This is a genomic window from Enterococcus sp. DIV1315a (assembly GCF_051712325.1).
Taxonomy (GTDB): domain Bacteria; phylum Bacillota; class Bacilli; order Lactobacillales; family Enterococcaceae; genus Enterococcus; species Enterococcus faecalis.
Genome location: NZ_JBIOOS010000001.1, coordinates 2,166,014 through 2,192,156 on the forward strand (window position 1 = coordinate 2,166,014; position 26,143 = coordinate 2,192,156).

Consider the following 26,143-nt stretch of genomic DNA (forward strand, 5'->3'; position numbering starts at 1 on the left):
TTGACAATCGATTGACTGTCAAACCAAACCTTTCCTTTTTATTTGCAGTGTCCACTAGACTTAACGCGTACGTTCCCCATAAATAACATCAAGACAAAAGGCACATTCTTCATCATTTTCACGTCTTGAACCATATAAAATATTGCAGACATGGAAGCCCTCTTCATAAAGTTTTTCCAAATTCATACGTGATTTTGATAGCTCTTGTTTTTCAGTTTCAGTTGTATTTCCTGCTAACTTATTCAGTTCTTGGAGATGCTCCCGTAAGCGTTGGTTTTCGATTTCCAACGTGGTATTTTTTTCTACCAACTCATGGAGTGCTGCTTTAATTTCTCTTAATTGTGTCACTGAACTGTCTAAATCAGTTTCCAACGAATTTAATCCATCATAGAGCGAACGTTTATCCATTTTGATCACCTTTTTCAGCAGCAACTTTCGCAGTAGCTTCTTTGATTTCTTCGTAATCATAATCCGCTGCGATTTCACGACCATGCAGACGAACTTTGACAATCCGACTTAATAGATTCAACCCGACGACTTTGCCTTTGCCATCTGGTGTTATTACTTCTTTTCCATAATCTGGTAATTCTTTTTTAGCGGCTTCATATTCGTCGTTTTCGTATTTCAAACAACACATTAAGCGGCCACATAATCCCGAAATTTTGACAGGATTTAAAGATAACCCTTGATCTTTAGCCATTTTGATTGAAACTGGCATAAAATCTCCTAGAAATGTTGAGCAACACAGTTGTCTGCCACAAGGGCCAATGCCACCTAATATTTTCGCTTCATCTCGGACACCAATTTGACGTAACTCAATTCGCGTCCGGAAAATAGCCGCTAAGTCTTTGACTAATTCACGAAAATCAATTCGCCCATCTGCCGTAAAGTAAAAAATCATTTTGCTACGATCGAAGGTATATTCTACTCGCACTAATTTCATTTTTAAGTCATGAGCTCGAATTTTTTCATTGGCAATGCTTTTGGCAGCTTCTGCATCAGCCAAATTTTTTTGTTCTTTTTCTAAATCATTGGCTGTTGCTTTATTTAAAATGGGTTTTAGGTCCTCTGGTAAATCGTCTGAATCGACTGTTTTTTTAGGAATAGCAACAGTAGCTAATTGTTTTGACTGTTGAGATTCAACGAGTACTTTCTCATTATAAATATACTCAGATTTTCCAGGAGCAAAATAATAGATATGACCGGCTTCACGGAAGCGAACTCCTACTACTTCTACCATTTTATTCCTCCTAATCTAGTTCAAGTGAACGTCGCTTCAATCGGTTAAGGAACTTGCTGAAACAACTAAGTTCCTACTATATTATGAAACTGAATGCCACTTGGCACTTTTTTCCTTTATGATTTAGGGTGAATCATTTGGATAACTAATTGTTCACAAACATTTTGCCAACTAACATTGGCAGTCCATTTTTGGCGTGCTTTCAAAATTAGCGCCAACCGTTCCGCCTGCTCTTCCGTTACTTTTTTGGCTTGCTGTGTCGCAACACTTTCTTCCAATAATTGACGGTAATAAACCATGAGCAAGTCAAAGCTAAGCGCTTGTTGTTCTTTTTCCTTAAATACTTTGACCATTTTCTTCTGAACGTAGATAAATGCCTGTAAATCATTACTTTTTAGATAATTAAACCATTGCAAAATGATTTCCCTAGCTTCATTAAACCATTCATCTTGAGAGATTTCAACTGCTTTCTCAAAACTATTTGTCAGCTCAGCTAAAAGGGTTGCAGTCTTTTCACCAATCCCCTGTTTGATTAAGCGATCAATTAATGTTTTTTTGACTAATGGTTGAAAATGTAAGGTTTGGCATCGTGATTGAATCGTTGGTAAAATTCGAGAAAGCGAAGTGGTTTCTAAAATAGCTAAAATTTGTCCTTCTGGTTCTTCTAAAAATTTTAAGAGACTATTGGCTGCGCCGGTACTCATTTTATCTGCTTCTTGAATTAAGAAAACTTTTTTAGCAGTCTCGACCCCACTTTTAGAAAACTCCGCTTTTAATTCACGGATTTGGTTCACTTTGATGGTTTGCCCATCTGGCGCAATTCTTAAAACATCTGGATGTTCATTTTCATTAATCCGCACACAATTATGGCATTCGTTACAAGGCTGTTGATTTACTAAATTCGTACAAAAGACATGTTTCGCCATCCATAAGCCAAATTCTTGTTTTCCAGTTCCTGTATCTCCTTCAAAAAGATAAGCATGGGCAAGACGACCATGCTCAAAACTTTTTTGGAGTTGCTTGTACAGCAAAGGTTGCATTTGCTGTAGCTGTTGTGCTTCATTCATCTTAATATTGATGGAATCCTTCAACTGGTAAGACGAAGCAAGTAGCGCCGCCTACTTCAACTTCCACAGGATAAGGAATTTGGCCATCCATTGTGATATCTAAAGTCACAGGTGTTGAAACATATTGTTTTCTTGATTGACATGTTTCTTTAATTAAAGCTAATGTTTCGTCGACACGTTCATCATCAATCCCAATAATAAATGTGCTGTTTCCCGCTTTTAAGAATCCACCTGTTGAGGATAATTTTGTAGCACGAATATTGGCATCAATAAATTCGTTGGCTAATCGGTTACTATCTTTGTCTTGTACAATGGCTAAAATAATCTTCATGGTCTACACCTTCCTATAATTAAAAGTTTTCTGGATAACGTTCAATAATCGCCTGATACGTTGCTTCTACGACAAGTTCTAAACTCATCCGTGCATCAATCTTTTTGATACGTTGTGGATTTTCTTCTGCTAATTTCAAATATTCATGACGAACACGTTGATGAAATTCTAATCCTTCTGAATCTAAGCGATCAATTTGCTGTGTTCGATTTTCTTGAATCCGCCGTAAGCCAGTATCTGAGTCAACGTCTAAATAAATTGTAAAATCTGGTGAGACACCTTCTGTCGCAAACGCATTAATTGAAGCAATGGGTGCAATCCCAATTCTACGCCCAGCGCCTTGGTAGGCTAATGAGCTGTCAACAAAACGATCACATAGGACTAAATGACCCGCTTCCAAAGCTGGCAAGATTTTTTCCACTAAATGTTGACGACGAGCAGCTGCGTAAAGTAAAGCTTCTGTTCGCTCATCCATTCTGTCATTTCTTGGATCTAAAATAACTGTTCGAATCTTTTCGGCAATCGGTATGCCGCCTGGTTCTCTTGTAGTGACAATTTTTCGTTTTGACTCTTTAGCTAATCTTTCAGAAACTTCCTTCAAAACACTGGTTTTGCCAGCGCCATCTGGACCTTCAAATGTGATAAAAATACCCTGCACGTGCGAAAACTCCAATCAATTTTTACTTGTATCTATTATACTTCATCTTGCTCTATCAGTCTAATTGAAATCCTTATGTCCAATTTAAAGTAATGCATCCGCTGAAAAAAAGAAACTGAAAAAGAAGTACGGAAAAGCTTGAACTGCGACATTTTCTCACAGAAACGACCTACTTCGATTTCAACTTCTTTTTCCAACGATGTTTCTTTTAAATTTCTCGACGTCCTTCGACTGCTTTTAGCAAGGTTATTTCGTCTGCATATTCAATATCGCTGCCGACAGACAAGCCGTGTGCCAAACGAGTAACGGTGATTCCAGCTGGTTTAATGAGCCGTGATAAATACATCGCCGTCGCTTCTCCTTCAGTGGTAGCGTTTGTTGCTATAATGACCTCTTTCACTTCATCATCGTGCAATCGTTTGATCAAAGAGGCAATATTAATATCTTCTGGTCCTGTTCCTTCCATCGGTGAAAGCACCCCGTGGAGTACGTGATACAAGCCTTGATATTCACGCATTTTTTCCATTGCCATAACGTCTTTTGGTTCTTCCACTACTAAAATAATACTACGGTCACGATTTTTATCTTGGCAAATTTCACAAGGATCTTCTTCAGTAATATTTCCGCAAATACTACAGAAATGGAGATCTCTCTTGACACTAATTAGCGCTTTTGCAAAAGCATTAGCATCTTCTTCTTTCATATCAATTGTATAAAAAGCAAGCCGTGTCGCTGTTTTTTGACCAATTCCTGGTAATTTCATATAACTTTCAATCAATTTTGCAATCGGTTCTGGATAATTCATGAGGCTTCTACAGTCCTTTCTTAGCAAGGCGTTTCTGTTATTACTGAGCGAGTTACAACAGATTTTGCGTCACTGAATATCTTATCACGACCTGTCAAAAAAGCAACTGACAATTACTGCTTTCTAATACAAAAACAAGTCGTTAGTTACGAGCACTAAACGACTTGCTTTTGTATTAACCAATCCAGGTTTCGTGTGTATAGGCCATTTCCCAAAAAGCGTATTCCATCTCACTGCTGATAACAAAAGCGGTGATCATAGCTGCTTGTTCTTGTGGTGAACTTTCTTCATATAATTGGTCTAACAGTTGGCGTTCCTCTTGGACGTGTTGGTACGCTTCCTCCCCAGCATAGGTTTCAATCCAACGTTGGTACAGTGGCTCTGGTGAGTGTTGTTTGACTAACTGTGCACCAATTTCTTGATAGAGCCAAGAACAAGGCAACATACTTGCTGCGGCCGTCTTAGGCGTTCCTTCAATAAGTTGGCGATACATATGAGAAACATAGTGATAAGCGGTTGGTGCAATCGGTGTCGCTGCAACTTCTTCTTCTGTAATCGCTAGTTCTTCAAAAAAAGTTTCACGAATAGCTAATTCGCCCAACGCGAGATTTTCCGCATTTGTTAAGAGTAATTTTTTCAATCGAGGTTGTTGCGTTTGTGCCGCAATCAAGCGATAAAGCTGACTAAAATGTTTTAAATAGTAATGATCTTGAATTAAATAGTAGCGAAAAATCGTTGGACTCAAGGTTCCTTCATGTAACTCTGTGATAAAAGGATGCTGAAAACTTCCTTGCCAAGAAGCTTGCGCTTGTTCTTTGGCTTGTTCTGTAAATGTCATAGGTTTCTCCTTTACGTTAGAAAAATAAACAAATTTGTAAAAATGATGATCAAAATAGCAAGCCCCAGACTGACTTTTGCTGACACAAAATGCTCTTTTCGACTTCTGGTGGCTCCTTCTTCATAGCCATGGGCAGACATTGCTTCCGTATATTTATCTCGCCAAGAAACAGCAACGAGCAGTGTTTTAACATAAAGCATCGGCGACCAAAAATGAAACGTTTTGCCACGGAGTAGGCTTGCTTCTTTTAAATCATTAATTTCTCTTTTCACTTCCGGTAAGGCGTGAACCACCACTAAAATTCCATAAACAAAGTTTGGTGCTAGCCCCTTTTGTTCCAATAACAACAATAATTCTTCAAAATCAACGCCTACAGCAAAAGCTAGTCCTAAACCGGCAAAGGCATACGTTCGACTAAACAAAAGCCAGGCTTGTTGACTACTCGTACCATGCAAATAAATAGACCAAAACGTCCCGATTGCTGGTAAAAGTGGCAAGAAAAATAACCAAAGCAGTAAGCGGGATTTTCGCTGGCCTATTAAAAAAATGACACAACCCATAAAAACCGCCAAATTTGCCAAAATTGACTGAGAAAAAGATAATTCAAAGGTCAAAATAAGAATCAAAGAAGCATAAATTGCTGCATTTGTTTGCTTTATTTGCATGTGGTTCCCTCCTGCCAGATAATCAGTTGTTGCTGCAGCAATTCTATTCGGTAATTGCTCACGCCAGAGAGAGGTTCTAGCCGATGCGTGACGATTAGAAAATCTTGTTGCGCACTTTTTTCTTTGATCCATTCAACAAAATAATTGCATGCTCGCTCATCTAATCCAGCAAAAGGTTCATCTAAAAGTAAACAGTCCAAATCTAAGCTCAGCAAACTAATTAATTGCACCATCTTTTTTTGCCCTTCACTTAGTTGAAAAACACTGTACTCTAGTTTTTCTTTTAAACCTAAAAAAGTTAAGGCTTCCTCTTGTTTTCTTCTTTTTTCTGCTGTCATGTTCTGACCAAACAAAAGCTCTTCTCGTAAAGTCAACGTGACAAACTGACGATTGGCTTGTTGCACCGCTAATGTCATGTGTTGATACAATTTTTTTGAAGCCCGCAAGCGGCGGCCCGCCAAGAACATTTTTCCTTGATATTTTTGTCTCTGAACGATGGCTTTTAATAAGGTGGATTTCCCCGCCCCATTTGGCCCCGTCAACGTGGTAATTCCTTTAAAAAAAAGCGCTTCTTTTTCTTCAAGTAGCACTCGTTTTCCCTGAGACAAACGAAAATTTTTCAATTGGAGCATTGGTTGTTTTACCACAGAAGTTGTAAGCTGAAATGTCTGCGGTTTTGTTTTGATAAACGTCAACGGTTGCTTTTCAAACTGGCCATTTTTCAACGTGACGACTTGGTCCACAACATCAGCGTAATCGTTGAAATCGTGGTCGCACACCAAAATCGTTTTGCCTGCTTGATGGAGTCTTGCTAAAATTTGAATAAATTGTTTTCGAGAGGTTGGATCAATGCTTGCAAAAGGTTCATCTAATAAAAGAATATCTGGGTTCATTGCTAGCAGAACTGTCAACGCCGCTTTTTGTTTTTCACCACCAGATAACGTCGCTAATTCTCGTGTGAATAAGGTTTGAGTCTGAACAAGTTGAAGCGCTGTTTGGATTTTTCGGTTCATTTCTTCAGGCGAGATTCCTAAATTTTCTAAAGCAAAAATCAGTTCTCGTTCCAAGGTTTTCATTGTAAATTGTTGACTGGGGTTTTGAAACAGCATGCCAATTTTTTGCGCCTTTTCACGAGTTGATAATTGTCGGCGCTCCATTCCTTCAATCAAAATTTCTCCTTGGTAATCAAGCGGAGCAAATCCGGCAATCAATCGTAAGAGCGTTGATTTTCCACTACCACTATCGCCAATTAATAAGGAAAACGTTCCTTGAGGAATTGCTAAATTTGTCTTTTCAAACAAGGGTTGTTCTCGTGAAAAGGACACAGCTTTTAATTGGATACTATTCATTTTGCCTTCACAGCTAACCCTTGCGCAGACTGATACATTCGTAAAATAACTTTCGTTAAGAAAATACCAAAGAAACAAATAGAAACGAACCGAACGCTAATTAAAGCAATGTTCATCCCCAGTCCGTAATTGCCATAACCAAACTTAAAGTATTCATACACATAACTAAAAATAGTCGTCCCAATCGCACTATAAAATAACGTTAGTGTATCGTACCGTTTGTAGCGTGTCACCAAAAAGCCACTTTCACTACCTAGACCTTGAATCACACCAGAAATTAATACACTAGGACCGAAATACGAACCATAAAGCATTTCTGCCAAAGCGGCTAAAACTTCCGCCAAAACAGCACTTCCCGCTCGTGGAATCAGCATCGCTGCAATTGGTGCCACCATGGTCCACATTCCAAATAAAAGCTCATTGGCAAATGGACTCAGTCCTAATGGTAACAGCGCAGCATTCAATAACGCATAGAGGAATCCTGCCCCCATAAAAACACCGCCAAACAAAAAGGCTAAAAAAGCGAGTAAGACGACTTGTTGCAATGACCATTTTTTCAATAAAAAAACTCCTTTCTCTTAACAAAAAGCAAAAGGAGTGACTTAAATAAACCCTGATAAAAGAAAACACACTCATCCTAGGACAGAATGAGTGCGTGAAAAATCAAAGTAAATCGGCATTTCCCTGCGACAGTACTAACTGCATCAGGTTCAATGGGTATCATCTCAGCCATAACAGCACCCCAAATGTTTTTTATTAAAATGTACTTTTACTATAGCATAGAATAATTATAAAAACTAGTCTTGGCACTTTTTTCTTTCATCAAAAGCTGAAGAAATCAAACAATTTTGTAAGATAACTGTTAGGCAAATAAATGGTTGGTTTTTCTGGACTTTGTTATATTGTTCTTTATGAAAGAGAGGCGTTTATACTATGGGTAAAACATTAACTGGCTTTCATTTGAAAGTCATTGGGGTTATTTCAATGGTCTTTGACCATCTATTGCAATTTTTTAGTTTTTTAGGCGTGCCTGGTTGGTTCGGATGGATTGGACGAATTGCTGCACCTATTTTCTTATTTGAAAGTTCTGAAGGCTTCATTCACACAAGCAATCGGCGAAAATACATGTTCCGGTTATTGTTAGGCTTCTGGATTATGGGGATTCTGAACGGCATTTTAAATGCGTATTTTTCAACAGGTGGCTTAATTATCAATAATATTTTTGGGACGTTATTTTTAGGTACGGTCTACATGCAGTCTATGGACTATTTTAAACAAAAACAAATTGGTAAAGGGCTTCTTTGGTTTATTGTGCCTTTATTAATCAGTGCCCTACCTCTCGTTGTTTTTAGTTCTCCAGACATATTAAGCAACCCTGCTATCTTAATTGGTTTCCAAATTTTCAATCTGATTGTGCCATCACTAATGATGACAGAAGGTGGGTTTTTATTTGTTCTCTTGGCCGTAGCTTTTTATTTATTCCATGGCAAAAAGTGGTTACAAATTTCAGCAATTGGCGTTGTTGCGTTGATTTCAGCAGCCAGCTATAATTTCCAAGAACTATTCGGGGTGAACCACCAATGGATGATGATTTTAGCAGCGATTCCAATTGTTCTTTATAATGGTGAAAAAGGCCGTGGCATGCGGAATTTCTTTTATATTTTCTATCCAGCTCACATTGCTATTTTTGCAATTATTAGTTTCTTCATGCAACGTTAATTATTTTCTGCTTGACGATTGCCTAAAAACTGTTTACAATGCAACATGTAAACAAATCGTACAGATAACACGCAAGTTGCGTGTCGAGAGAGAGGCGGTTTCTATTCTTATAGAAACTGCTTCTATTTTTTTACGAAAAAATGAAAACTATAGAGGTGATTAAATGGAACAAAAAAACGTACGATTATTCCCTGCCGTTTTAGCGACAGGAATTATGTCTTTTGCTGGCGTATTAATTGAAACAGCAATGAATGTAACCTTTCCGACATTAACAAAGGAATTTGGTGTTTCCACCGGTACCGTGCAGTGGGTGACAACGATTTATTTATTAGTTATTTCTATCATGGTGCCCTTATCCAATTATTTATTAAAAACCTATTCGTTAAGACGCTTATTTATTGTTGCGAATCTTTTCTTTTTGATTGGTTTAGCGATTGATGTCTATTCGCCATCTTTCAGTATCTTGTTATTAGGCCGACTCTTCCAAGGGGCTAGCACTGGGATTGCTTTGCCACTGATGTTTCATATTATTTTGAACTTTACCCCGCTGGAAAAACGAGGAACGATGATGGGGGTAGGCACATTGACCACTTCAATTGCTCCAGCCATTGGTCCAACGTATGGTGGAATCTTAACATCTTCCCTGTCTTGGCACGCCATCTTTTTATTCTTAATTCCTATTTTACTGCTTTCTTTGTTTATGGGCTTATCTGCTATTCCAGAAATACCTGTTAAAAAAACCACCACTCTTGATTTGGTTAGTTTAATTGGTATTGCCCTGTTATTTAGTGGTTTGTTGATGTTTTTAAGTAAAATTGGCACATTGTTTGGCTGGCTTTCACTTCTGGCAGCTGTTATTGGCTTTGTTATTTTTTATAAACGAGCAACGACCGCTGAACAGCCACTAGTTCGTTTGACAATTTTAAAAAATCCCGCCTTCGTTTTATTTTTATGTGGCTTTTTAGTTTGTCAATTCTTATTGTTAGGTATTTCCTTTGTCTTACCAAATTTTGTTCAAATCGTCCTTGGAAAAAATGCGTTTGTAGCTGGGCTAGTCATGCTGCCAGGTGCTACAGTTGGGGCCATTTTGGCACCACTTTCTGGACGAGTGTTGGATCAATACGGCGCTAAAAAACCTATATTATTTGGCTTAAGTTTGGCGACAATCGGTTGGCTAGCTTTAACAATTTTACTAGAGATGCCTGTTTTATTAGGATTCGTCGCTGGACATGTTACCTATATGATTGGTCTAGGTTTTGCATACAGTAATATGATGACGACTGGTATGAGCTTGTTAGAGGAGAAAGATTTTGGCGACGGCAATACGTTATTTAATACACTTCAACAATTTTCTGGCGCTATTGCGACGGCCATTGTAGCGACGATTATTAATATCGCTCAAGACCACGCAGATAATTTTGCTCAGGGGACAACGATGGGCTCCCTCATTTCTCTGATTTTCTTGTTAACCTTATTAGTAATTGTTTTAATTGCTTGCTGGAATTATTTCCGCAAAAAAGCTTAAAAAAAAGCAGCTGGTCAGTTCCATAGTGACCAGCTGCTTTTTTTAGTTTATGACTTTAGTCAGTTGAAATCTCTAAAGAGATTTCGACAAAAAAACCACGCGTACTGCGCGTGGAGGCCAGAGCTTTAGCGATAAAAACTCCTTTCGATATAATAGATAAAGGCTACCAACCGTTATCAAATCGAAAGGAGTTTTTGAATGTCGAACGACGATAAAAGTTTAGCACATACTCGTTGGAATTGTAAGTATCATCTTGTGTTTACACCAAAATATAGAAGAAAAGTAATCTATGGTAAATTGAGGCGAGATATAGGGAAAATACTAAGGAAATTGTGTGAGATGAAAGAAGTCGAGATCATTGAAGCACATGCAATGCCCGACCATATCCATATGTTGGTAAGAATTCCGCCGAAGTTGAGTGTATCAGGTTTTATGGGTTTCTTAAAAGGAAGAAGTGCAGTAATCATTCATGAACGTCATGCGAATTTAAAATACAATTATGGAAATCGATCCTTTTGGTCAAAAGGCTATTATGTGAGCACTGTAGGATTGAACCAAAAAACGATAGCTAAGTATATACGAGAACAAGAAGCAGAAGATCGAGTAAGGGATAGTATAAACAAAAGAGAGTATAAAGATCCATTTAGGAAGTAACAACTAGATAAGAATAGAATGGTAGCGGTTGGCGGTCTCTAAAAAAAGCTCCCTTAAAGGGAGCAGCAGGTAGCGAGCCCTTCTAGGGCTATTAAAAAGCCACCCGCTATGCGGGTGGATATTTACTTTCTAAAGATAGTTGTTTTTTTGTTCTTCTTGCTTCCGAATATAAAGTACGAACAAGACAGCAATTAGCACGATAAAACCACCAAAAATCGGTGTATATGTTACTGATAAATGATCTGTGACCACCCCACCTGTCATTGAGCCGAAGGTAATCCCAATATTAAAGGCTGCAATATTAAAAGCTGAGGCCAAAGTGATATCTTCTGGAACATACTTTTCCGCTAATTCTACAACATATAGTTGTAAACCAGGTACATTCATAAAGGCAAATAGGCCCAACATCAAACTTGCTAATAAGCCTAGAAGACTGTTATCCATTAAAACAGTAATGAATAAAAAGACTAAGGACAGAATTAATAAGCTAAACATTTTTACTAACGAATCTAAAGGTTTTTTATTTGCCCAGTGACCACCTACTGTATTGCCAATTGCGACCATTACGCCATAAACAACTAAAATAATCACTACCGCGTTGGCTGAAAAGCCTAAATTTTCCAATAACGGTGACAAGTACGTATATGCAGCAAACGTTCCACCATAACCAAAAGCAGTAATTAGAAAAGAGAAAACGAGGGGTTTGTTCGTAAAAATCCGCGTGATTCCTTTTATGTCAACCTTCCCTGGTATCGGTAAATTTTTGGGAACTAAAAAATAACTAGCAATCAGTCCCACCAAGCCAATACTGGCTATAAAAAGAAAGGACATATGCCAAGCTGTTTGTTGCCCAATAAACGTCCCTAAAGGTACGCCAGTCACTGTTGCAACCGTTAAGCCCGTAAACATAATAGCAATGGCGCTGGCACGACGTGATGGCGGCACAACATCTGCGGCGATGACAGTCGAAACAGACATGAAAATGCCATGCGCCAATGCAGAAAGTATCCGCCCTACCAATAAAATAATAAACGTTGGCGCAAACGCAGCAATTAAATTCCCACTAATGAAAAGAAGCATAATCCCCAGCATTAATGAGCGACGATTCCATTTTCCTGTCAAAATTGTTAATAACGGCGCCCCAATCGTCACACCTAAAGCGTACAAAGAAACAGTCAAACCTGCTTGGGAAAGACTAATATGAAAACTTTTAACAATCATTGGTAATAAACCCACACTAATAAATTCTGTTGAACCGATTGCGAAAGCATTGATAGCTAATGCAAAGAGCGTTAAATTTGGTGAAATTTTCTTTTCCATTCTCTTCCTCCTAAAAAACATTTGAATTTCAACAAAAATTACTATATACTAAGATTGAAATTTTGATAAGTACCTACTTTTTTGTATCATAGGTACCTTTTAGTAACTTTTGGTTATTATCAACCTATTAAGGAGGAATGTTTTTTGGAAACTCGTACATATGCGATTGGTGTCGAAGCAACGATGGATGTTATTGGCGGTAAATGGAAACCAATTATTCTGTGTAATTTACGGCACGGCGCCATGCGCCCCAGCGATTTAAAACGCGGTATTACTGGCATTAGTCAAAAAATGCTGACACAACAATTACGGGAACTCGAAGAAGACAACATTATCGAGCGGAAAGTTTACAACCAAGTTCCACCAAAAGTCGAATATTATTTAAGCGATTATGGTCAAAGCCTCTCTGCTGTCTTAGATAACTTATGTAATTGGGGAGAATCCCACGTGGCTCATTTGCAAGAACAAGGCCAAGAAATTTATTTAAAATGTGAAGATTAGTGAACAAAACGTTTATAAACTATATTAAGAGGGAGCTTTAAGCTATTTAAAGCCTGGGGAAAAATCATTTTAGATTTTTCCCCAGGCTCTTCTTATGCTTTAATAACTTGAATATCTTGCGTTAATTGGGCCCAATGATTAGTAGGTCCGTGACCATGTCCAACAGAAATTGCTTGGCTAATGGCCCCTTGTATAAACTGTTTGCCAATCACAATCGCCGCTTCTAACGGCGTACCTTTTGCTAATTCGGCTGCGATACACGCTGAAAAAGTATCTCCTGTTCCATGAGTATTTTTCGTTACAATTCGTGGTGCACTTAGCCAAAAGCTCGAACCGTCTTCCATTAACACATAATCAGCCGCTTGTTGATTTGTGCTATGTCCGCCTTTCATAATAATATTTTTTGTGCCCAATTGCTGTAATTTTTTTGCTGCGGTCTGCATTTCTTGTTCTGTCTTGATGGTCGTCTCTAGTAAAACTTCCGCTTCTGGTAAATTAGGTGTCACGACCGTTGCTAATGGCAACAGTTGCTCTTTAATCGTTTGAACTGCCTCGGCTTCTAACAAATGATGTCCACCTTTAGCCACCATTACAGGATCGACAATCAACGGACCAAAATCAACTTTCTGCAAATTGCGAACAACAGCTTCGACACGCTCACTATCTGCTAACATCCCCGTTTTCGCTGCCCCAATTTTAAAATCAGCCGCCAGTGATTGGAATTGTGCATCAATAAATGAACTAGGAATCGGTAAGCTATCTTGCACGCCATACGTATTTTGTGCCGTCAATGCAATGACAATATTTAAGCCAAATGCCTGCCGTGCTTGAAATGTTTTTAAATCTGCTTGCATGCCAGCTCCCCCACCAGAATCAGAACCAGCAATCGTGACTACTTGTGGGGTCAAATTATATTCGGTCATTTTCTCGCCTCCAACATTCGCTCCGTTACACGCATCAACCCTTGAACTTTCTCGGTTATCTGTTCAGCCAGCATAATTTCACTGACCAGTGAAACACCAGCCACTCCCGTTCCCATAAGTTGTTCTATATTTTCTTCTTTGATTCCACCAATCGCTACAACAGGAATCGTGACTGCTGCGGCAATTTCAGAAAGTGTCTGCAAAGAAGTTAACGGACTGTCCTTAGTCGTTGTGGGGAAAATTGCGCCCACGCCTAAATAATCGGCGCCCTCGTTTTCCGCTTCAACTCCTCGTGCCACCGTTTTGGCTGAAACACCTACGATTTTTGTGGACCCAACCAGTTTTCGCACAAGAGCAACCGGTAATTCATCATCCCCTATATGCACACCTGCTGCATCCACTGCCAAGCAAATATCGACACGATCATTAATAATCAACGGAATCTGATACGCATCTGTTACCACTTTAACTTTCACTGCTAATTCGTAAAAGCGCCGTGTTGACACTTCCTTTTCGCGCAGTTGGACCAATGTCACTCCACTGCGACAAGCAGTTTCAATTCGTTTTAAAAATTCAGTATCACTAAAATCATACCGGCCTGTCACCAAATAAACTTTCAATTGCTCTCTCATAGCACTCGTCCTTTCACCGCCTCAAACCAATCCTTCTCCTTCATTAAAAGAGATAACTGATTTAACGTATTTTGGCGAAAATCGGCCAGCCCTTGGCTCTTAGTCTTGGCTTTTTCTCCGCAAAGATTAAAATAGCTCACTGCGGCTACTGCCGCAGTCATTGGCGCGTTGCCTTCACCTAATAAAGCGGCAACTAATGCGCCGACTAAATCGCCCGTGCCAGTGAAACAATCCAACTCAGGAACGCCATTTTGTAAGACAATCACTTGCTCTTGGCTAACCAAAACATCTTGAATCCCTGTTGCTAAAAATACCGTCTGGGGAAACTTTTGCGTTTGTTGACGTAAAGCCTGAATCAGTTCCTCAATTGCTTCTTCACTTTGATCCAAAGGGCTGCCATCCACTCCTCGGCCATGACTCACCAACTGGCAAAAAGTCCGCATTTCTGAAAGATTTCCTTTCACAACGGTTGGCTGATTGTGCACCAGCTTTTCCCCGACTTCACTCCGAATATCACTGGCGCCATAACCGACTAAATCGACTACGGTCGGTTTATTCACTTGCCGAGCATAATCACTAGCTGCTAACAAGCTTTGCTCTCGTTCTTGTGATAAATGGCCTAAATTCAAAACCAAAGCACTGGTTTGCTGAAACATCTGCGGAAATTCCCGGGGATCATCTGCCATAATGGGTTTAGCATCAATATAAAGTAATGCATTCGCCATAGACTCACACGTAATTTCATTCGTAATGCACTGAATTAATGGTGCCGTTGTCAGTGGAAAAATCGTTTCAAACTTAACGCTTGTTTTCATAAAAGTACCCTCCTAAAAATAATTCCTGTGTTTGTTTAAATACCCGAGTTTCTTTCAGTTTTACTAAGACAAGCCAAGCAATCACTGAACCAATCAGTGTGGCACCAATAAATCGTGGTGTATAAATGAACCAATAAAAATTCTGCTTACTGCCAGTAAACCAAACCATTACAGGATAGGACAATAACGAGCCAATGATGCCTGTCCCAAAAATTTCCCCTAGCATCGACCAGCCTAATTTTTGTCCCCATTGATAAAATAAACCAGCAAAAAACGCGCCAAAAACGGCACCTGTTAACGCTAATGGCGGAATACCTAAGAATGTCATACGGATTAAGCCGCAGACAAGTGCCATGAGCGTTCCGTAAAGAGGACCTAATAAAACTCCGGCAATAATGTTCATGACACTGGACATAGGGGCCATTCCCTCAATTCGCATTAACGGCGATAATACAACGTCCATCGCAATCATTAAAGCCAGTAACGTAACTCTGTGGATTCGATTTTTTTCCACGTAAAAAAACTCCTTTCTGCGAGAAGCAAAAGGAGGCGCGACTGAAAAAGACAGAAAAACCCAACCACAAATAAACGTAGTTGGGTGCAATAATCGGTCAAAATTTCAAGACATTTCCCTGCGCCAGTCCTAACTGTTTCAGGTTCCATGGGTATAATCTCAGCTAATAGCACCCCAAATGTTTCTCTTCAATTGGCTTTAGTATAGCATAGTTTTTTGGAAGCGACTACTAAAATTGCCAAAGAGTTTTCCCACAAAAACAGAAAAAACATCATGCCCAAAAAGTTCGATTTTTTGGGCATGACGTTTTTCATACTTTCGTTTGTCTTATTTTTTAGAATCCTGGCATTCCTTTGGTGTATTTGCCTAAAGTTGCTTCGGTTTCTTTTTCAATTTTTACTAACGCGTCGTTGACAGCCATAATGACTAAATCTTGTAGCATATCAACGTCTTCAGGATCAACCACGTCTTCTTTAATGATCAAATCTTTCATTGTGCGATCACCAGTAAATGTCGCTGTCACAAGTTGATTGGTGGCTTCACCGATAAATTCTTTTTCATTTAGTGCTTCTTGCGCTTTGGCCATTTCTTTTTGCATTTTTTGTACTTGTTTCATCATGCCTTGCATGTTGCCCATTCCTCGCATCATAATTCCTCGACTCCTTCATATTAATCATCTAGTACTTCGACAAGCTCTTCACCAAACATAGCGATTGCTTCATCTACTACTGGATTTTCTTGTGAATGTTCATTTGTTACAGGCGGTTCGTCCGCTAGACGAGCCATTTCATTTTCAGGTTCAGAATGATTCAAACTGCCCTGATTTTGGTTAATAAAACTTTGTCTTAGTTTTGGCCAGCTTTCTCTAGTAATGCAGACCATCTCTGGTGTATAGTCCATCAAACGGCTTAAATTATTATTGAAAGCTAACTGCATCTCTTCATCGTCTGTTGCACGAGCACAAACAATCTCATAGTCAAATGCCACCACGATGCCCTTAGGACTCGCTGCGACAGGTTCACTAGCCTTTAGCATCGCTCGTTGAGTCACAGATAATGTTTGCAGTAAGTCTTCCCAGACATTTTTCACATTCATTAAATGTGTTCTAGTCGCTTCGTTTAAGACTTGATATACCCGTTCTGTGGGTACACGGAACGAACTTTTTGGCGCTTGTGGTCGTGCTTGTTGACGTGGCGCATCTGCTTCTTTAGCAGCTACACCGTGTTTCTTTAATTCAGCCAGTTCTTTCTTCAGTTGCCCGATTTGATTTTGTAAATCTGCTAATTCTGGATTTCCCTCTGCACTACCATCTTGATTAGCTGTTTCTGGCGTGTTGTGTTTATTGGGTTGCACCGTTTTAGCTAATTTGACAGTGGCTACTTCCAGATAGATATTCGCATTGTTGGTAAAGCGGATCTCATTTTGTGTGTCACTTAAAATTTGGATTAGTTGGTAGATTTTTTCAGCAGGCGTTTGTGTAGCTAGTTCCTTAAATGCTTCTGTCAAAGTTCCTGCTTTTTCTGCTAATAACTTCGGTGCTTGCTGATACATCAGCAAATCTCGACAATATAATAACAAATCTTCTAAGAAACGGCGCGCTTCTTTGCCTTCGCCTAAAATACTTTCCAAGCCTTCTAATGCTCGTTCAACATCACCGGCGACACAGCACTGAATATAATGATCCATCATTTCATAGGTTAGGCTGCCTGTCACTTGCATTGCATCTTCCAGTGTTACTTTTTCATCACTAAAGGAAATCGTTTGATCCAAGATACTCAAGGCATCTCGCATCCCACCTTCCGCAGCACGCCCAATCACATAAAGGGCTTGTTCCTCATAATCGAGAGCCATTTCCTGCATGATATGGGCCATATGATCGACGATATCTTGCGTACTAATTCGCTTAAAATCAAAGCGTTGCGTCCGTGAGATAATCGTTAACGGAATCTTGTGTGGTTCAGTCGTTGCTAAGATAAAAATAACATTTTGTGGCGGTTCTTCCAAGGTTTTTAAAAGTGCATTGAACGCGCCTGTTGATAGCATATGAACTTCATCAATAATATAAACTTTGTACTCGGCTTGTGTCGGTGCATACTTTGCTTTATCACGAATATCACGGATTTCTTCCACGCCATTATTACTCGCCGCATCAATTTCAATGACATCATTTAAACGACCTTCCGTAATGGCTACACAGGTTTCACAAACATTACAAGGTTCACCATCTTGACTATGTTTACAGTTAATCGCTTTAGCGAAAATTTTTGCGGCACTGGTTTTACCTGTACCACGAGGGCCAGTAAATAAATAGGCATGAGATGTTTTCTTTTGCACTATCGCATTTTTCAGTGTCTGAGTAATTGCTTTTTGTCCTACTACGTCATCGAAACGTTGTGAACGCCAGACCCGATAAAGTGCTTGATAAGCCATTTTTTACCCTCCCTTATTTTTCATTCTTATCTATTATACGTGATTTTTAGTCATTCGGCATCTTTTTTCTTTTAATGAGTCACTGGCGCAACCATTGCTAAAAAAGCCGCTTTTCCTTCACTTGTTTCTGCAAACGCACTGGCTTCTTTTAATCGCTGTTGATACGCTGAAGCGACAGTTTCAAGTGCCTGCGTTTTCTGGTTGTTCCAAGTCGTTAAACCTTGGACTTCTGCTAACGTTAACGAAGGCTTTGCTTGAGGTCGACTAAAAATTAAGTCCATGACATATAAAAGTTCTTTTCGTCGGGCAACGATTTGTATCTCATCCGTTGGCAGTTTTAGCATTTGCCATTGCTCAAAAATATCATTTGCGGCTTGGGCAACTTCTGACGCATTCGGTCCCTCTAGGCGAAATGTCGCAACTGGCCAATTCACCATTCCTGCGTTGATTAAAGGATAGTTAGCTAACTCAACATATTCTGAAATGCTCGCTTCGGCTAATGGAAATTGTTGCAAACCCGTTTGATAATAGACATGCTCATTTTGTTCAAAGTCAGCATCAATCCCAGCAAAATAATGAGGAAAGACCTCAACAATTTTCAACAATTGCTGAAAAGTCTTAATTGAACGTTTCGCTGACTGATGTTTTTCAAACGCAATCACACCTTGTTGCTGATATTGTGCCTGTTTTACAAAGGAAAACCCCCAGCTTTCGCCATCTAAGTTCATTCGAATCACTCGATGGTTCGTAGTCGCAGGAAATTGCTGACTTCCCTGGTAGCCTTCTGTTGCCATGCACCATTCACAGCGGGGATAGCTTTGTGCAGAGAGCGTTGCTTTTGACGCCTCACTGTGGACCTTATTTGCTAAAAAATCACCATAGACTGTTGAAAAAACAACAGGTTCTTCCTGTTCAATGACCGTACCGTTTTTTTGACAAAGTTGGTAAAAATACTCGGTAGCCTCTTGTGGCTCTTTGGCATAATGTTGTGCAAAAAAAGCATTAACCACAGAAGGTGGCGGTGTTAACAAATCCATCAATTGCACCATGAACTGTTCTTTTTGTTGCTCTGTTTTTACAAGTTGGTTGGCACTCGCAACTTGACACAATTGTTCCGCCAAATCAGCGGCGGGTGTTGCCACAGGCCGTATGTCTACTTCGCCTAATTCTTGTTCACCAATCATTGATAATAAACGGTTCTGAAGATATAAGCGATCCAATTCCATCCAACCACCTGCTTGAATAGCAAGTGTGGTAAAATCGGCAATCATTTGACTCGTGGTCATCGATTCATTCCTCCTATTACTTTTCTTGATATCCATGTGGATGAGCTTGATGCCATTGCCAAGCGGTGGCGATAATATCCTTGACCTCAGTTACTTCTGGTTGCCAGCCTAAAACTCGTTTGGCTTTTTCACTAGAAGCAATTAACGTACTAGGATCCCCTGCTCGGCGTGGCGCGATTGTCGCAGGAATTTCTTGACCTGTCACTTCGCGAGCAGCATCTAACATTTCTTTAACAGAATAGCCGTTGTTGCTTCCCAGGTTAAAGACGTCACTTTCGCCGCCATTTTTCAAATATTCTAAAGCCAAAATATGTGCTGCAATCAAGTCTTCAATATAAACATAATCTCGAATGCACGTGCCATCTGGTGTATCATAATCATCCCCAAAAATACTTAGCTCTGCTCGTTGGCCTAATGCCACTTGTAAAATAATTGGCACAATATGCGTTTCTGGCGTGTGATCCTCACCAATTGAGGCATCTTTTTTTGCTCCTGCAACATTAAAATAACGCAAAGCAACATATTTCATTCCATAAGCGTTGTCGCACCATTTCATGATTTTTTCCATCATTAATTTACTTTCCCCATACGGATTTTTAGGATTCGTTGGGGTTTCTTCTGTAATAGGCATTGCTTTTGGTTCGCCATAAGTGGCCGCTGTGGAAGAAAAAACAATGTGTTTCACTCCGAATTCTTGCATGACTTCCAAGGCAATTTGAGTGCCGTGAACATTGTTATTGAAATACATTAACGGTTTCTCCACGGATTCTCCTACTAAAGAATTGGCCGCAAAGTGCAACACCCCTTCAATTGATTCCTTTTCAAAGACACTACGTAAAAAAGCTTTATCACGAATATCGCCTTCATAGAAAGTCGCTTGTTCATGAACTGCTGAACGATGCCCCGTTAATAAATTATCAACAACCACAACGGCATATCCTTTTGAAATTAATTGATCGACGGCATGTGAGCCGATGTAGCCTGCGCCACCTAATACTAAAATAGACATAAATACGCTCCTTTTTCTCTCTAATTTCTTTTTCTATTGTACCATTAAATAAGGTTTACTTCTGAATTATTTCATTTTGTAAACAGGATTTAATTTGGCCATTTCTCCTTATTCATTTTTCCTATCAAAATACAGAAAAGACTTGGTAAATTTTAACAAATCTCTAAATTAGTCGTAGAGTTTATGAAAAATCATTGTAACTATTGGATTTTTTTGCTTTTTTCCGTCATAATAGAAACAAATACAATTTGAAAGAAGGAATGAACGATGAAAAAATTTGTATCAGGTATGTTAGTCGGTACTGCTATCACAGTTGCTGCTTTAGCCGGTGTGGCTACAACTATTAAAAAAACAGTCATTGATCCAATTGAAGAAAAAGAAGATATGATTGAAGAAAACCGTAAAAAAGCGATGCGTAAACGTATTGCACGTTAAAAAATAGCTGTGACGTTGAGATAAAAAATCTAACGCCAAGAAATCAACAGGAGCGCTTCTGGCTCTGTTGATTCTCTTAAGCATAACAAGTGGTCATCCATCGCTTTGATGGATGACCACTTGTTATGCTTTCTTTTTTACCAAAGTAGCTGACTATTTTTCTTAACTATTAAAAATAGTAGCAGCAATCCGATCCATATCGCGCATATTCCAAGGATCCACACCAGGACGAGCTGCAGCGGCTGTTAACCAATGAATACCTTCTGTTGGAATACCACAACTAAAAAGGCCTGTCGCCACCTGTCCATCTTTTGTGATGACTTGATTCGTGGCAGGTACAATCAAGAGTGCACCTGTTTTGACTATTTGACCATCAGCTAATGCCAGTTGATGGAGCGTAGCTAGCTTATCGGCTAACAACTGCCTCGTTAAAGGATTCAAACTTTTTTCATTATTGACTTTGGGAATGCGCGCTTCAATTAAAAAGTGACTATTATACCGATTTTCCGGAAACAAATTAGCATAAGTAATAAATTGACCCGCTTTCATTTCGACACGCATTTCTGGCCCCAGAATCGTGACTAATCCCAGTTCAACTAACGCCTGTAGCTCTTCTGTTCTTTCAACAGAAGGTCCCACTGACAAAAAGGTATTCAACGGGGTAAACCAATGCCACAACCACTTTTGACTCTCGTCATTCGTTAATAACCCTTCATCCAAAACAAAGCGAATCTGATCTCTTAAATCTTTTAAACTGTCTAAAGCAGTGGTCAAAGGACCGCTAAGATTGCCTTTCTCTGCTTCTTGAATATCCCATTTTAAATACTCTAGTAAAAACGAACGAAAACTTTCATGAGTGGTTTTCTTTGTTTCAGGATGTTCTAACGCTTGCCAATCAAACCAATCTTGTTTTTCAAAGTGGGCTAAGCTTTCCGGCGCTCCCTTGGTTTGAATAAACAGCTGTTGAAAGGCCTCTTTAGAAAGATGCGGATATTTTTCTTCGATTAAGCAAGTGTAATACACATATTCCACTTCTTTTTTTAAATACCCAAAAAACTCTGCGCCTGTAACCTGTCCTTTTTTACGACATTCAGCTAAATACGTTTCGGTTAAAAAAACAGGCTGATAGGTTTCCCCGTAGCCTTTTTGATTAATCCCTCGAGGATGAGAAGGAAAACCGCGACCAGAACCAGCAATAATAATAGGCTCTCTTCCAGAAGGTTTATAACGTAAGCGGCCATTTTGACGAGAAAAAACACCCCCGCGGCCAATCGTCAAGGCAGATAAATAGTCAAAAAATGCCAAACCTAAGCCTTTTAACACAACGGGTTGTTTTGCAGGTATATTAGCAAGTGCCAATAAAGCATCCGCCGCATTTTTAGGAGAAGAATAAAACAAACGATGCTCCTTGGCGTAGTCCGCAAGCTCTTGTTCAACAGTCGTTAATTCATTTTCTTGGTGACCCAAAGCTAAAATTACTTTGTCTGCCGTAAACTCAATGGATTGAGTATACACATAATAGTTATCCTCTCCTGCCCGCACAGCAGTTACTGGCTCTTTAAAAAACGTCAGCGATGTTTGTTCGTTACACCTCGTGGCTAAATACGTATAAAACCATTTTTGGTACATGCCATAAAAAGCCCTCGAGCAGTGATCATTCGGTCCAAGGCGATGACATTCTTTCAACAACTCAAGATAATTATAGGGTTGTTGCTGTTGAATGTACTGCGCAGCTTCTGTTTGGGTCCATTCATAGAGAGTAGGGCCCTTGACAATTGGTCCTTCGCCACTAAAAGATTCATCTGTAAATAAAGTGACTTGACTAATCACGGTGTTCATTAATAAATAATTAGGTTGCTCTGCTCGCCAAATTTTCCCACCTGGACCGTATGGATCAAACAACGTGAGCTGAACATTTATTTCCGTTTTACGAGCCCATTCAATGACTCGTTCTGCAGCTGATAAGCCTCTGGGTCCAGCACCTACAATTGCAATTTTCATCCAATCACCTACTCTATTTTTCTAATAATTCTTTTAAGACAACCGCTTGATTATGCACTGTATCTTTCGCCCCATAGACCAGCGTGACTACTGGCTGATTTTTTACAATCGTCTGTAACTGCTTAAACGCTGTGGCAGTTGGCTCATGTTTCAATTCTTCTTGGTATTTTTGTTTAAACTCGGGATATTTATTTGCTTCATGATTAAACCATTTCCGTAGCTCTGTACTTGGGGCCACTTCTTTGAGCCATTCATCTAACTTTTCAGATTCCTTGGATTTTCCTCGTGGCCAAACACGGTCAACTAAAACACGGTAGCCATCTTGCTCTGTCGGTGCTTCATATGCTCGCTTGATTTGAATCATCTGCCTTCACCTCTTCTCTTTATTGTAGCTCAAAAAGTGAGGACTGACAAAAAGCAACATCTCTATTAAGCTTTCCTATACAAAAAGAGTTGGTCTCAATGAAGACCAACTCTTTTTGTTATTAACTATTTCTCTTTTTCACTTTCCCAGTCCAGCCATCATAGCCGCCTTTTAAAATATAAATATCAGTATAGCCATTTTTGCGTAATAAATTAGCTGCTCGGATACTTAAAGCTTTCTTCTGATCATAAAGATAAACAGGTTGATCCTTACGAAGAGAACCAATTGTTGTTTTTAACATGCTGTATGGCATGCTGCGCGCCCCTAAAATATGCCCAGCATCAAATGTATCTTTCTCACGAACGTCAATCACTTGTGCTTTACGCATTGTTTCTTTAAATTCTTCTTCCGTCAGCATTTTTGCTGAACGTTTCACCATAATTTTCAAATATAATTCATTGAATACCATCGCTAGTACAATAACTAGCAAAATGCCATTGATTACCCATAAAATACTCATTCTAAAAAGCCCTCTCTATTTCTCTTTTGAAAATTGTAATGCTAGTGAAGCGGCACCAATGACGCCGGCCTCATTACCTAGCTCTGCTAATTTGATTTTTGTACTATTTCGAACTTGCGGGAAGGTAAATTCTTGGAAATATTTTTCGACACGACTACGTAAAAATTCTCCTGCTGCAGAAACACCTCCACCGATAACCACGCTATCTGGATTTAACGTGTTGCCTAAGTTTCCTGTGGCTAAGCCTAAATAGAAGCAAACACGATCCACAACCATTAAAGCAAAATGATCGCCTTTTTCGGCAAATTCAAAAACGTCTTTACTTGAAACATCCTGTCCATCATCAATCGCTTGTTTCAGTTCAGAGTCACCTGCAAACTCTTCTGATAAATGACGTGCAACACGAACGACACCAGTGGCACTAGAAACGGTTTCTAAACAGCCACGTTTCCCACAGGTACAGTCAAAGCCGTTAGGATCAACCGTCACATGTCCAACTTCACCAGCACAGCCAGCAACACCGTGGAGCAATTCTCCTGCTGCAACAATGCCTCCGCCGACACCTGTTCCTAAAGTAATAAAAATCACGTCGGGATTATTTTCCCCCGCGCCCTTCCAACGCTCACCTAAAGCGGCAACATTGGCATCATTATCTAAGGCAAACGGAATTCCTAAAGCAGATTCGATTTGTTCTTTGACAGGCTGTACAGTCGTCCAGTTTAAATTATAGGCACCTACAACAGTTCCTTTTTCAATGTCGACACTCCCTGGTGTTCCCATACCAATTCCCACAAAATCTTCTTTTTTCATATTATAAAGATCTATACGGTGACGAATACTTTCAATAATTGATGGCACAATGTGCTTGCCATCTTCTAAAATATTCGTTTCAATACTCCATTTTTGTTGAACAACGCCATCGGTTGTTAAAATAGCAAATTTGATGGTCGTTCCACCTAAATCAATCCCAATAATCTTCTTATCCATTTAGTCGATTCCTTTCTGCTTCCCTCTAGATTCTTCTATTCGATGCTCTCTTTGCAAAATATGCCGGGCCTGTAAATACGTATCTCGGTCTACCAATTGACCTTCATACAATTTTTTTAATTCAATCATCATTAACTCAATATCATAAATCCGTGCACCGACATAAATATACATCCCAAACTGTTTAAAAAGTTGTTGTACATCATATAACGTTTCCATACGAAAACACTTCCTTATTATACAGGTAAACCGTATTTTTTAAAACCCAATAACAGACAAATTACGACAAGAAAAATAAAAATTAACGTGGCCATAATTCGCTCGTGCTTATTAAATGCTTCTTCACGATTTGGAACAGCAAAAGCCGTCGCGACTAATAGTCCACCAATTAGACCGCCAACATGACCCATCATATCTACAGAGCTACTAAACAAGTTAAATAACAAATTAATCACAATAAACATTGAATAGCGTTGCACCATATACATAATCGCTGGATTGTCTCTAAAATGGCGTCCTAAAATAACAAATGCGCCAAACAAACCAAAAAGCGCTGTACTAGCACCCGCTGAGACACTGTTGGGTGTCCCAAAGGCAAAACTGGCGATATTTCCAGCAATCCCACTCAATAAATAAATTCCCAAATAGCGCCAATGCCCATAAATTGCCTCAACCTGTGCGCCGATATAATAAAGAGTAACCATATTCAAAATAATATGCATAAACCCAATGTGAAGAAACATTGGCGTGATAAACCGCCAGTATTCATGATTTTGAGCTACCAGTGGACGAACCATTGCTCCCCAATTAACTAAGTTTAAAATATTTTCTGATCCTCCAGTTAATTCCAATCCAAGGAAAACAATGATTGAAATACCTAAAAGGGCATACGTAATGAACGGCTGATTTTTTAGCCGTTTCAATTTCATTTCTGTTTGATAATTCATTCCATTCCTCCTATTGTATAAATAATTGTTCGATTGGCTGATCAAACGCTTCTGGTTGCCATTGCTCATGGAGTTGTTCACTAAAAACTAAACTACATGAATGGCCCGAAAAATGTTCCAAATAACGATCATAAAAACCACCGCCGAAGCCTATTCGATAGCCAGCACGATTGAAAACAATCCCTGGCACAATCAATAAATCAATCGCTGTAGCTGTTATTTCTGCCGCTGTTAACGGAGGTTCTTCCACGCCAAATGCACTGGTGTCATAAACCGTCTCTGGAAAGACTTGATAAAAGTGCATTTTGCCTCCTTTAAATGTTCGCGGCACCGCCACTTGCTTGCCCTCTTGCATGGCCCGTTCGAAAATTGGCTGTGTTGATAATTCTAGCGGTAACGACCGAATCATTCCGATTGTTTGTGCTTGTTGCCATTGCTGACTAGCAAACAACTGTTCATAGAGACTTGATTCTTTATGTTGTTTAATTTCTGGATGTTGTTTTAGCCATTCCAGGGCAGTTAAGCCCACTTTTCTCAACTTATTTTTCTCCATGTACACCTTCAACCCCTTTTCTGTTAAGTTTATAGAAAGTGTTCTTAAAAAACAA

31 protein-coding genes and 2 riboswitches are annotated in these 26,143 nt (G+C 39.4%); of the genes, 5 read left to right on the forward strand and 26 right to left on the reverse strand.

What is annotated here, in order from left to right:
• Positions 1-60: 60 nt before the first annotated feature.
• From IGJ03_RS10250 to IGJ03_RS10295, 10 genes are all read right to left on the reverse strand, one after another.
• Complete coding sequence (locus IGJ03_RS10250) at positions 61-408, reverse strand: DNA replication initiation control protein YabA (RefSeq protein WP_002356372.1); 348 nt, start codon at positions 406-408, stop codon at positions 61-63.
• Entirely contained in the window at positions 401-1,240 is an 840-nt protein-coding gene (locus IGJ03_RS10255; RefSeq protein WP_002356371.1) for a PSP1 domain-containing protein, read from the reverse strand. Before IGJ03_RS10255 ends, IGJ03_RS10250 begins: the two co-directional genes overlap by 8 nt.
• A gap of 116 nt (positions 1,241-1,356) precedes the next feature.
• A complete protein-coding gene (gene holB / locus IGJ03_RS10260; RefSeq protein ID WP_002384059.1) occupies positions 1,357-2,307 on the reverse strand; it encodes a DNA polymerase III subunit delta' in 951 nt (316 codons plus the stop codon).
• Position 2,308: 1 nt separating this feature from the next.
• Entirely contained in the window at positions 2,309-2,638 is a 330-nt protein-coding gene (locus IGJ03_RS10265) for a cyclic-di-AMP receptor (protein ID WP_002356367.1), read from the reverse strand.
• Positions 2,639-2,657: 19 nt separating this feature from the next.
• Positions 2,658-3,296: a dTMP kinase gene (gene tmk, locus IGJ03_RS10270; protein WP_002356366.1), complete on the reverse strand. Its 639-nt coding sequence runs from the start codon at positions 3,294-3,296 to the stop codon at positions 2,658-2,660.
• A 208-nt stretch (positions 3,297-3,504) separates the two neighbouring features.
• Positions 3,505-4,101, reverse strand: a complete 597-nt coding sequence (gene recR, locus IGJ03_RS10275; RefSeq protein WP_002356363.1) for a recombination mediator RecR — start codon at positions 4,099-4,101, stop codon at positions 3,505-3,507.
• A 175-nt stretch (positions 4,102-4,276) separates the two neighbouring features.
• Positions 4,277-4,939 (reverse strand): thiaminase II, encoded by a 663-nt coding sequence (gene tenA / locus IGJ03_RS10280; RefSeq protein WP_002362330.1) that lies wholly within the window; start codon positions 4,937-4,939, stop codon positions 4,277-4,279.
• 11 nt (positions 4,940-4,950) lie between these two features.
• Positions 4,951-5,604: a CbiQ family ECF transporter T component gene (locus IGJ03_RS10285; protein WP_002362491.1), complete on the reverse strand. Its 654-nt coding sequence runs from the start codon at positions 5,602-5,604 to the stop codon at positions 4,951-4,953.
• Positions 5,595-6,953 (reverse strand): ABC transporter ATP-binding protein, encoded by a 1,359-nt coding sequence (locus IGJ03_RS10290; RefSeq protein WP_010777897.1) that lies wholly within the window; start codon positions 6,951-6,953, stop codon positions 5,595-5,597. Before IGJ03_RS10290 ends, IGJ03_RS10285 begins: the two co-directional genes overlap by 10 nt.
• Positions 6,950-7,513: an ECF transporter S component gene (locus tag IGJ03_RS10295; protein WP_002387204.1), complete on the reverse strand. Its 564-nt coding sequence runs from the start codon at positions 7,511-7,513 to the stop codon at positions 6,950-6,952. Before IGJ03_RS10295 ends, IGJ03_RS10290 begins: the two co-directional genes overlap by 4 nt.
• 104 nt (positions 7,514-7,617) lie before the next feature.
• Positions 7,618-7,708, reverse strand: a riboswitch (TPP riboswitch).
• A gap of 178 nt (positions 7,709-7,886) precedes the next feature.
• On the opposite strand from IGJ03_RS10295, the gene IGJ03_RS10300 reads away from it, so the two are divergent.
• From IGJ03_RS10300 to tnpA, 3 genes are all read left to right on the forward strand, one after another.
• Entirely contained in the window at positions 7,887-8,672 is a 786-nt protein-coding gene (locus tag IGJ03_RS10300; protein WP_002356353.1) for a TraX family protein, read from the forward strand.
• Positions 8,673-8,835: 163 nt separating this feature from the next.
• Positions 8,836-10,197, forward strand: a complete 1,362-nt coding sequence (locus IGJ03_RS10305; RefSeq protein WP_002382490.1) for an MFS transporter — start codon at positions 8,836-8,838, stop codon at positions 10,195-10,197.
• Positions 10,198-10,395: 198 nt separating this feature from the next.
• Positions 10,396-10,851, forward strand: coding sequence for an IS200/IS605 family transposase (gene tnpA / locus IGJ03_RS10310; RefSeq protein ID WP_010712524.1), 456 nt, complete (start codon positions 10,396-10,398; stop codon positions 10,849-10,851).
• 129 nt (positions 10,852-10,980) lie between these two features.
• Here the strand turns inward: tnpA and IGJ03_RS10315 are convergent, their stop codons facing one another.
• Positions 10,981-12,171 (reverse strand): MFS transporter, encoded by a 1,191-nt coding sequence (locus IGJ03_RS10315; RefSeq protein ID WP_429861418.1) that lies wholly within the window; start codon positions 12,169-12,171, stop codon positions 10,981-10,983.
• 144 nt (positions 12,172-12,315) lie between these two features.
• On the opposite strand from IGJ03_RS10315, the gene IGJ03_RS10320 reads away from it, so the two are divergent.
• A complete protein-coding gene (locus tag IGJ03_RS10320; protein ID WP_002356348.1) occupies positions 12,316-12,672 on the forward strand; it encodes a winged helix-turn-helix transcriptional regulator in 357 nt (118 codons plus the stop codon).
• A gap of 92 nt (positions 12,673-12,764) precedes the next feature.
• On the opposite strand, the gene thiD is transcribed toward IGJ03_RS10320, so the two are convergent.
• The 8 genes from thiD to galE form a co-directional block, all read right to left on the reverse strand.
• Positions 12,765-13,595 (reverse strand): bifunctional hydroxymethylpyrimidine kinase/phosphomethylpyrimidine kinase, encoded by an 831-nt coding sequence (gene thiD / locus IGJ03_RS10325; protein ID WP_002362487.1) that lies wholly within the window; start codon positions 13,593-13,595, stop codon positions 12,765-12,767.
• Positions 13,592-14,227: a thiamine phosphate synthase gene (gene thiE, locus IGJ03_RS10330; RefSeq protein ID WP_002387208.1), complete on the reverse strand. Its 636-nt coding sequence runs from the start codon at positions 14,225-14,227 to the stop codon at positions 13,592-13,594. Before thiE ends, thiD begins: the two co-directional genes overlap by 4 nt.
• Entirely contained in the window at positions 14,224-15,042 is an 819-nt protein-coding gene (locus tag IGJ03_RS10335; RefSeq protein ID WP_375804878.1) for a hydroxyethylthiazole kinase, read from the reverse strand. The genes thiE and IGJ03_RS10335 overlap by 4 nt, the downstream gene beginning before the upstream one ends.
• A complete protein-coding gene (thiW, locus tag IGJ03_RS10340; protein ID WP_002356342.1) occupies positions 15,026-15,514 on the reverse strand; it encodes an energy coupling factor transporter S component ThiW in 489 nt (162 codons plus the stop codon). Before thiW ends, IGJ03_RS10335 begins: the two co-directional genes overlap by 17 nt.
• A gap of 140 nt (positions 15,515-15,654) precedes the next feature.
• Positions 15,655-15,743: riboswitch (TPP riboswitch) on the reverse strand.
• A gap of 147 nt (positions 15,744-15,890) precedes the next feature.
• On the reverse strand, positions 15,891-16,205 hold the full coding sequence (locus IGJ03_RS10345) for a YbaB/EbfC family nucleoid-associated protein (protein ID WP_002384048.1): 315 nt from the start codon (positions 16,203-16,205) through the stop codon (positions 15,891-15,893).
• Positions 16,206-16,225: 20 nt separating this feature from the next.
• On the reverse strand, positions 16,226-17,986 hold the full coding sequence (gene dnaX / locus IGJ03_RS10350; RefSeq protein WP_002356340.1) for a DNA polymerase III subunit gamma/tau: 1,761 nt from the start codon (positions 17,984-17,986) through the stop codon (positions 16,226-16,228).
• 71 nt (positions 17,987-18,057) lie between these two features.
• Positions 18,058-19,308: a UDP-glucose--hexose-1-phosphate uridylyltransferase gene (locus IGJ03_RS10355; RefSeq protein ID WP_002380784.1), complete on the reverse strand. Its 1,251-nt coding sequence runs from the start codon at positions 19,306-19,308 to the stop codon at positions 18,058-18,060.
• Positions 19,289-20,281 carry a UDP-glucose 4-epimerase GalE gene (gene galE / locus IGJ03_RS10360; protein WP_002388439.1) on the reverse strand — a complete coding sequence of 331 codons (993 nt, stop codon included), beginning with the start codon at positions 20,279-20,281 and terminating at the stop codon, positions 19,289-19,291. Before galE ends, IGJ03_RS10355 begins: the two co-directional genes overlap by 20 nt.
• 267 nt (positions 20,282-20,548) lie before the next feature.
• On the opposite strand from galE, the gene IGJ03_RS10365 reads away from it, so the two are divergent.
• Positions 20,549-20,716 carry a DUF3042 family protein gene (locus IGJ03_RS10365; protein ID WP_002356337.1) on the forward strand — a complete coding sequence of 56 codons (168 nt, stop codon included), beginning with the start codon at positions 20,549-20,551 and terminating at the stop codon, positions 20,714-20,716.
• A gap of 162 nt (positions 20,717-20,878) precedes the next feature.
• On the opposite strand, the gene IGJ03_RS10370 is transcribed toward IGJ03_RS10365, so the two are convergent.
• The 7 genes from IGJ03_RS10370 to IGJ03_RS10400 form a co-directional block, all read right to left on the reverse strand.
• The gene (locus tag IGJ03_RS10370) at positions 20,879-22,717 is read right to left on the reverse strand and encodes an FAD/NAD(P)-binding protein (protein WP_002395387.1); all 1,839 of its coding nucleotides are present in this window, start codon (positions 22,715-22,717) and stop codon (positions 20,879-20,881) included.
• Between the two features lie 13 nt (positions 22,718-22,730).
• Complete coding sequence (locus IGJ03_RS10375) at positions 22,731-23,081, reverse strand: DUF488 domain-containing protein (RefSeq protein ID WP_002362343.1); 351 nt, start codon at positions 23,079-23,081, stop codon at positions 22,731-22,733.
• 121 nt (positions 23,082-23,202) lie between these two features.
• The gene (locus IGJ03_RS10380) at positions 23,203-23,601 is read right to left on the reverse strand and encodes a rhodanese-like domain-containing protein (protein ID WP_002356334.1); all 399 of its coding nucleotides are present in this window, start codon (positions 23,599-23,601) and stop codon (positions 23,203-23,205) included.
• Between the two features lie 15 nt (positions 23,602-23,616).
• Positions 23,617-24,588, reverse strand: coding sequence for an ROK family glucokinase (locus tag IGJ03_RS10385; protein WP_002356333.1), 972 nt, complete (start codon positions 24,586-24,588; stop codon positions 23,617-23,619).
• A complete protein-coding gene (locus tag IGJ03_RS10390; protein ID WP_002356332.1) occupies positions 24,589-24,807 on the reverse strand; it encodes a YqgQ family protein in 219 nt (72 codons plus the stop codon).
• A 17-nt stretch (positions 24,808-24,824) separates the two neighbouring features.
• On the reverse strand, positions 24,825-25,535 hold the full coding sequence (locus IGJ03_RS10395; RefSeq protein ID WP_002362481.1) for a rhomboid family intramembrane serine protease: 711 nt from the start codon (positions 25,533-25,535) through the stop codon (positions 24,825-24,827).
• Positions 25,536-25,545: 10 nt separating this feature from the next.
• Positions 25,546-26,088, reverse strand: a complete 543-nt coding sequence (locus IGJ03_RS10400) for a 5-formyltetrahydrofolate cyclo-ligase (protein WP_002394065.1) — start codon at positions 26,086-26,088, stop codon at positions 25,546-25,548.
• Between the last annotated feature and the right edge of the window lie 55 nt (positions 26,089-26,143).

Coding starts and splice junctions, on each gene's coding strand:
- IGJ03_RS10250 (WP_002356372.1), bottom strand. CDS start 408: ATGGATAAACGTTCGCTCTATGATGGATTAAATTCGTTGGAAACTGAT.
- IGJ03_RS10255 (WP_002356371.1), bottom strand. CDS start 1,240: ATGGTAGAAGTAGTAGGAGTTCGCTTCCGTGAAGCCGGTCATATCTAT.
- holB (WP_002384059.1), bottom strand. CDS start 2,307: ATGAATGAAGCACAACAGCTACAGCAAATGCAACCTTTGCTGTACAAG.
- IGJ03_RS10265 (WP_002356367.1), bottom strand. CDS start 2,638: ATGAAGATTATTTTAGCCATTGTACAAGACAAAGATAGTAACCGATTA.
- recR (WP_002356363.1), bottom strand. CDS start 4,101: ATGAATTATCCAGAACCGATTGCAAAATTGATTGAAAGTTATATGAAA.
- tenA (WP_002362330.1), bottom strand. CDS start 4,939: ATGACATTTACAGAACAAGCCAAAGAACAAGCGCAAGCTTCTTGGCAA.
- IGJ03_RS10285 (WP_002362491.1), bottom strand. CDS start 5,604: ATGCAAATAAAGCAAACAAATGCAGCAATTTATGCTTCTTTGATTCTT.
- IGJ03_RS10290 (WP_010777897.1), bottom strand. CDS start 6,953: ATGAATAGTATCCAATTAAAAGCTGTGTCCTTTTCACGAGAACAACCC.
- IGJ03_RS10300 (WP_002356353.1), top strand. CDS start 7,887: ATGGGTAAAACATTAACTGGCTTTCATTTGAAAGTCATTGGGGTTATT.
- IGJ03_RS10305 (WP_002382490.1), top strand. CDS start 8,836: ATGGAACAAAAAAACGTACGATTATTCCCTGCCGTTTTAGCGACAGGA.
- tnpA (WP_010712524.1), top strand. CDS start 10,396: ATGTCGAACGACGATAAAAGTTTAGCACATACTCGTTGGAATTGTAAG.
- IGJ03_RS10315 (WP_429861418.1), bottom strand. CDS start 12,171: ATGGAAAAGAAAATTTCACCAAATTTAACGCTCTTTGCATTAGCTATC.
- thiD (WP_002362487.1), bottom strand. CDS start 13,595: ATGACCGAATATAATTTGACCCCACAAGTAGTCACGATTGCTGGTTCT.
- thiE (WP_002387208.1), bottom strand. CDS start 14,227: ATGAGAGAGCAATTGAAAGTTTATTTGGTGACAGGCCGGTATGATTTT.
- IGJ03_RS10335 (WP_375804878.1), bottom strand. CDS start 15,042: ATGAAAACAAGCGTTAAGTTTGAAACGATTTTTCCACTGACAACGGCA.
- thiW (WP_002356342.1), bottom strand. CDS start 15,514: ATGATTGCGATGGACGTTGTATTATCGCCGTTAATGCGAATTGAGGGA.
- IGJ03_RS10345 (WP_002384048.1), bottom strand. CDS start 16,205: ATGATGCGAGGAATGGGCAACATGCAAGGCATGATGAAACAAGTACAA.
- dnaX (WP_002356340.1), bottom strand. CDS start 17,986: ATGGCTTATCAAGCACTTTATCGGGTCTGGCGTTCACAACGTTTCGAT.
- IGJ03_RS10355 (WP_002380784.1), bottom strand. CDS start 19,308: ATGGATATCAAGAAAAGTAATAGGAGGAATGAATCGATGACCACGAGT.
- galE (WP_002388439.1), bottom strand. CDS start 20,281: ATGTCTATTTTAGTATTAGGTGGCGCAGGCTACATCGGCTCACATGCC.
- IGJ03_RS10365 (WP_002356337.1), top strand. CDS start 20,549: ATGAAAAAATTTGTATCAGGTATGTTAGTCGGTACTGCTATCACAGTT.
- IGJ03_RS10370 (WP_002395387.1), bottom strand. CDS start 22,717: ATGAAAATTGCAATTGTAGGTGCTGGACCCAGAGGCTTATCAGCTGCA.
- IGJ03_RS10375 (WP_002362343.1), bottom strand. CDS start 23,081: ATGATTCAAATCAAGCGAGCATATGAAGCACCGACAGAGCAAGATGGC.
- IGJ03_RS10380 (WP_002356334.1), bottom strand. CDS start 23,601: ATGAGTATTTTATGGGTAATCAATGGCATTTTGCTAGTTATTGTACTA.
- IGJ03_RS10385 (WP_002356333.1), bottom strand. CDS start 24,588: ATGGATAAGAAGATTATTGGGATTGATTTAGGTGGAACGACCATCAAA.
- IGJ03_RS10390 (WP_002356332.1), bottom strand. CDS start 24,807: ATGGAAACGTTATATGATGTACAACAACTTTTTAAACAGTTTGGGATG.
- IGJ03_RS10395 (WP_002362481.1), bottom strand. CDS start 25,535: ATGAATTATCAAACAGAAATGAAATTGAAACGGCTAAAAAATCAGCCG.
- IGJ03_RS10400 (WP_002394065.1), bottom strand. CDS start 26,088: ATGGAGAAAAATAAGTTGAGAAAAGTGGGCTTAACTGCCCTGGAATGG.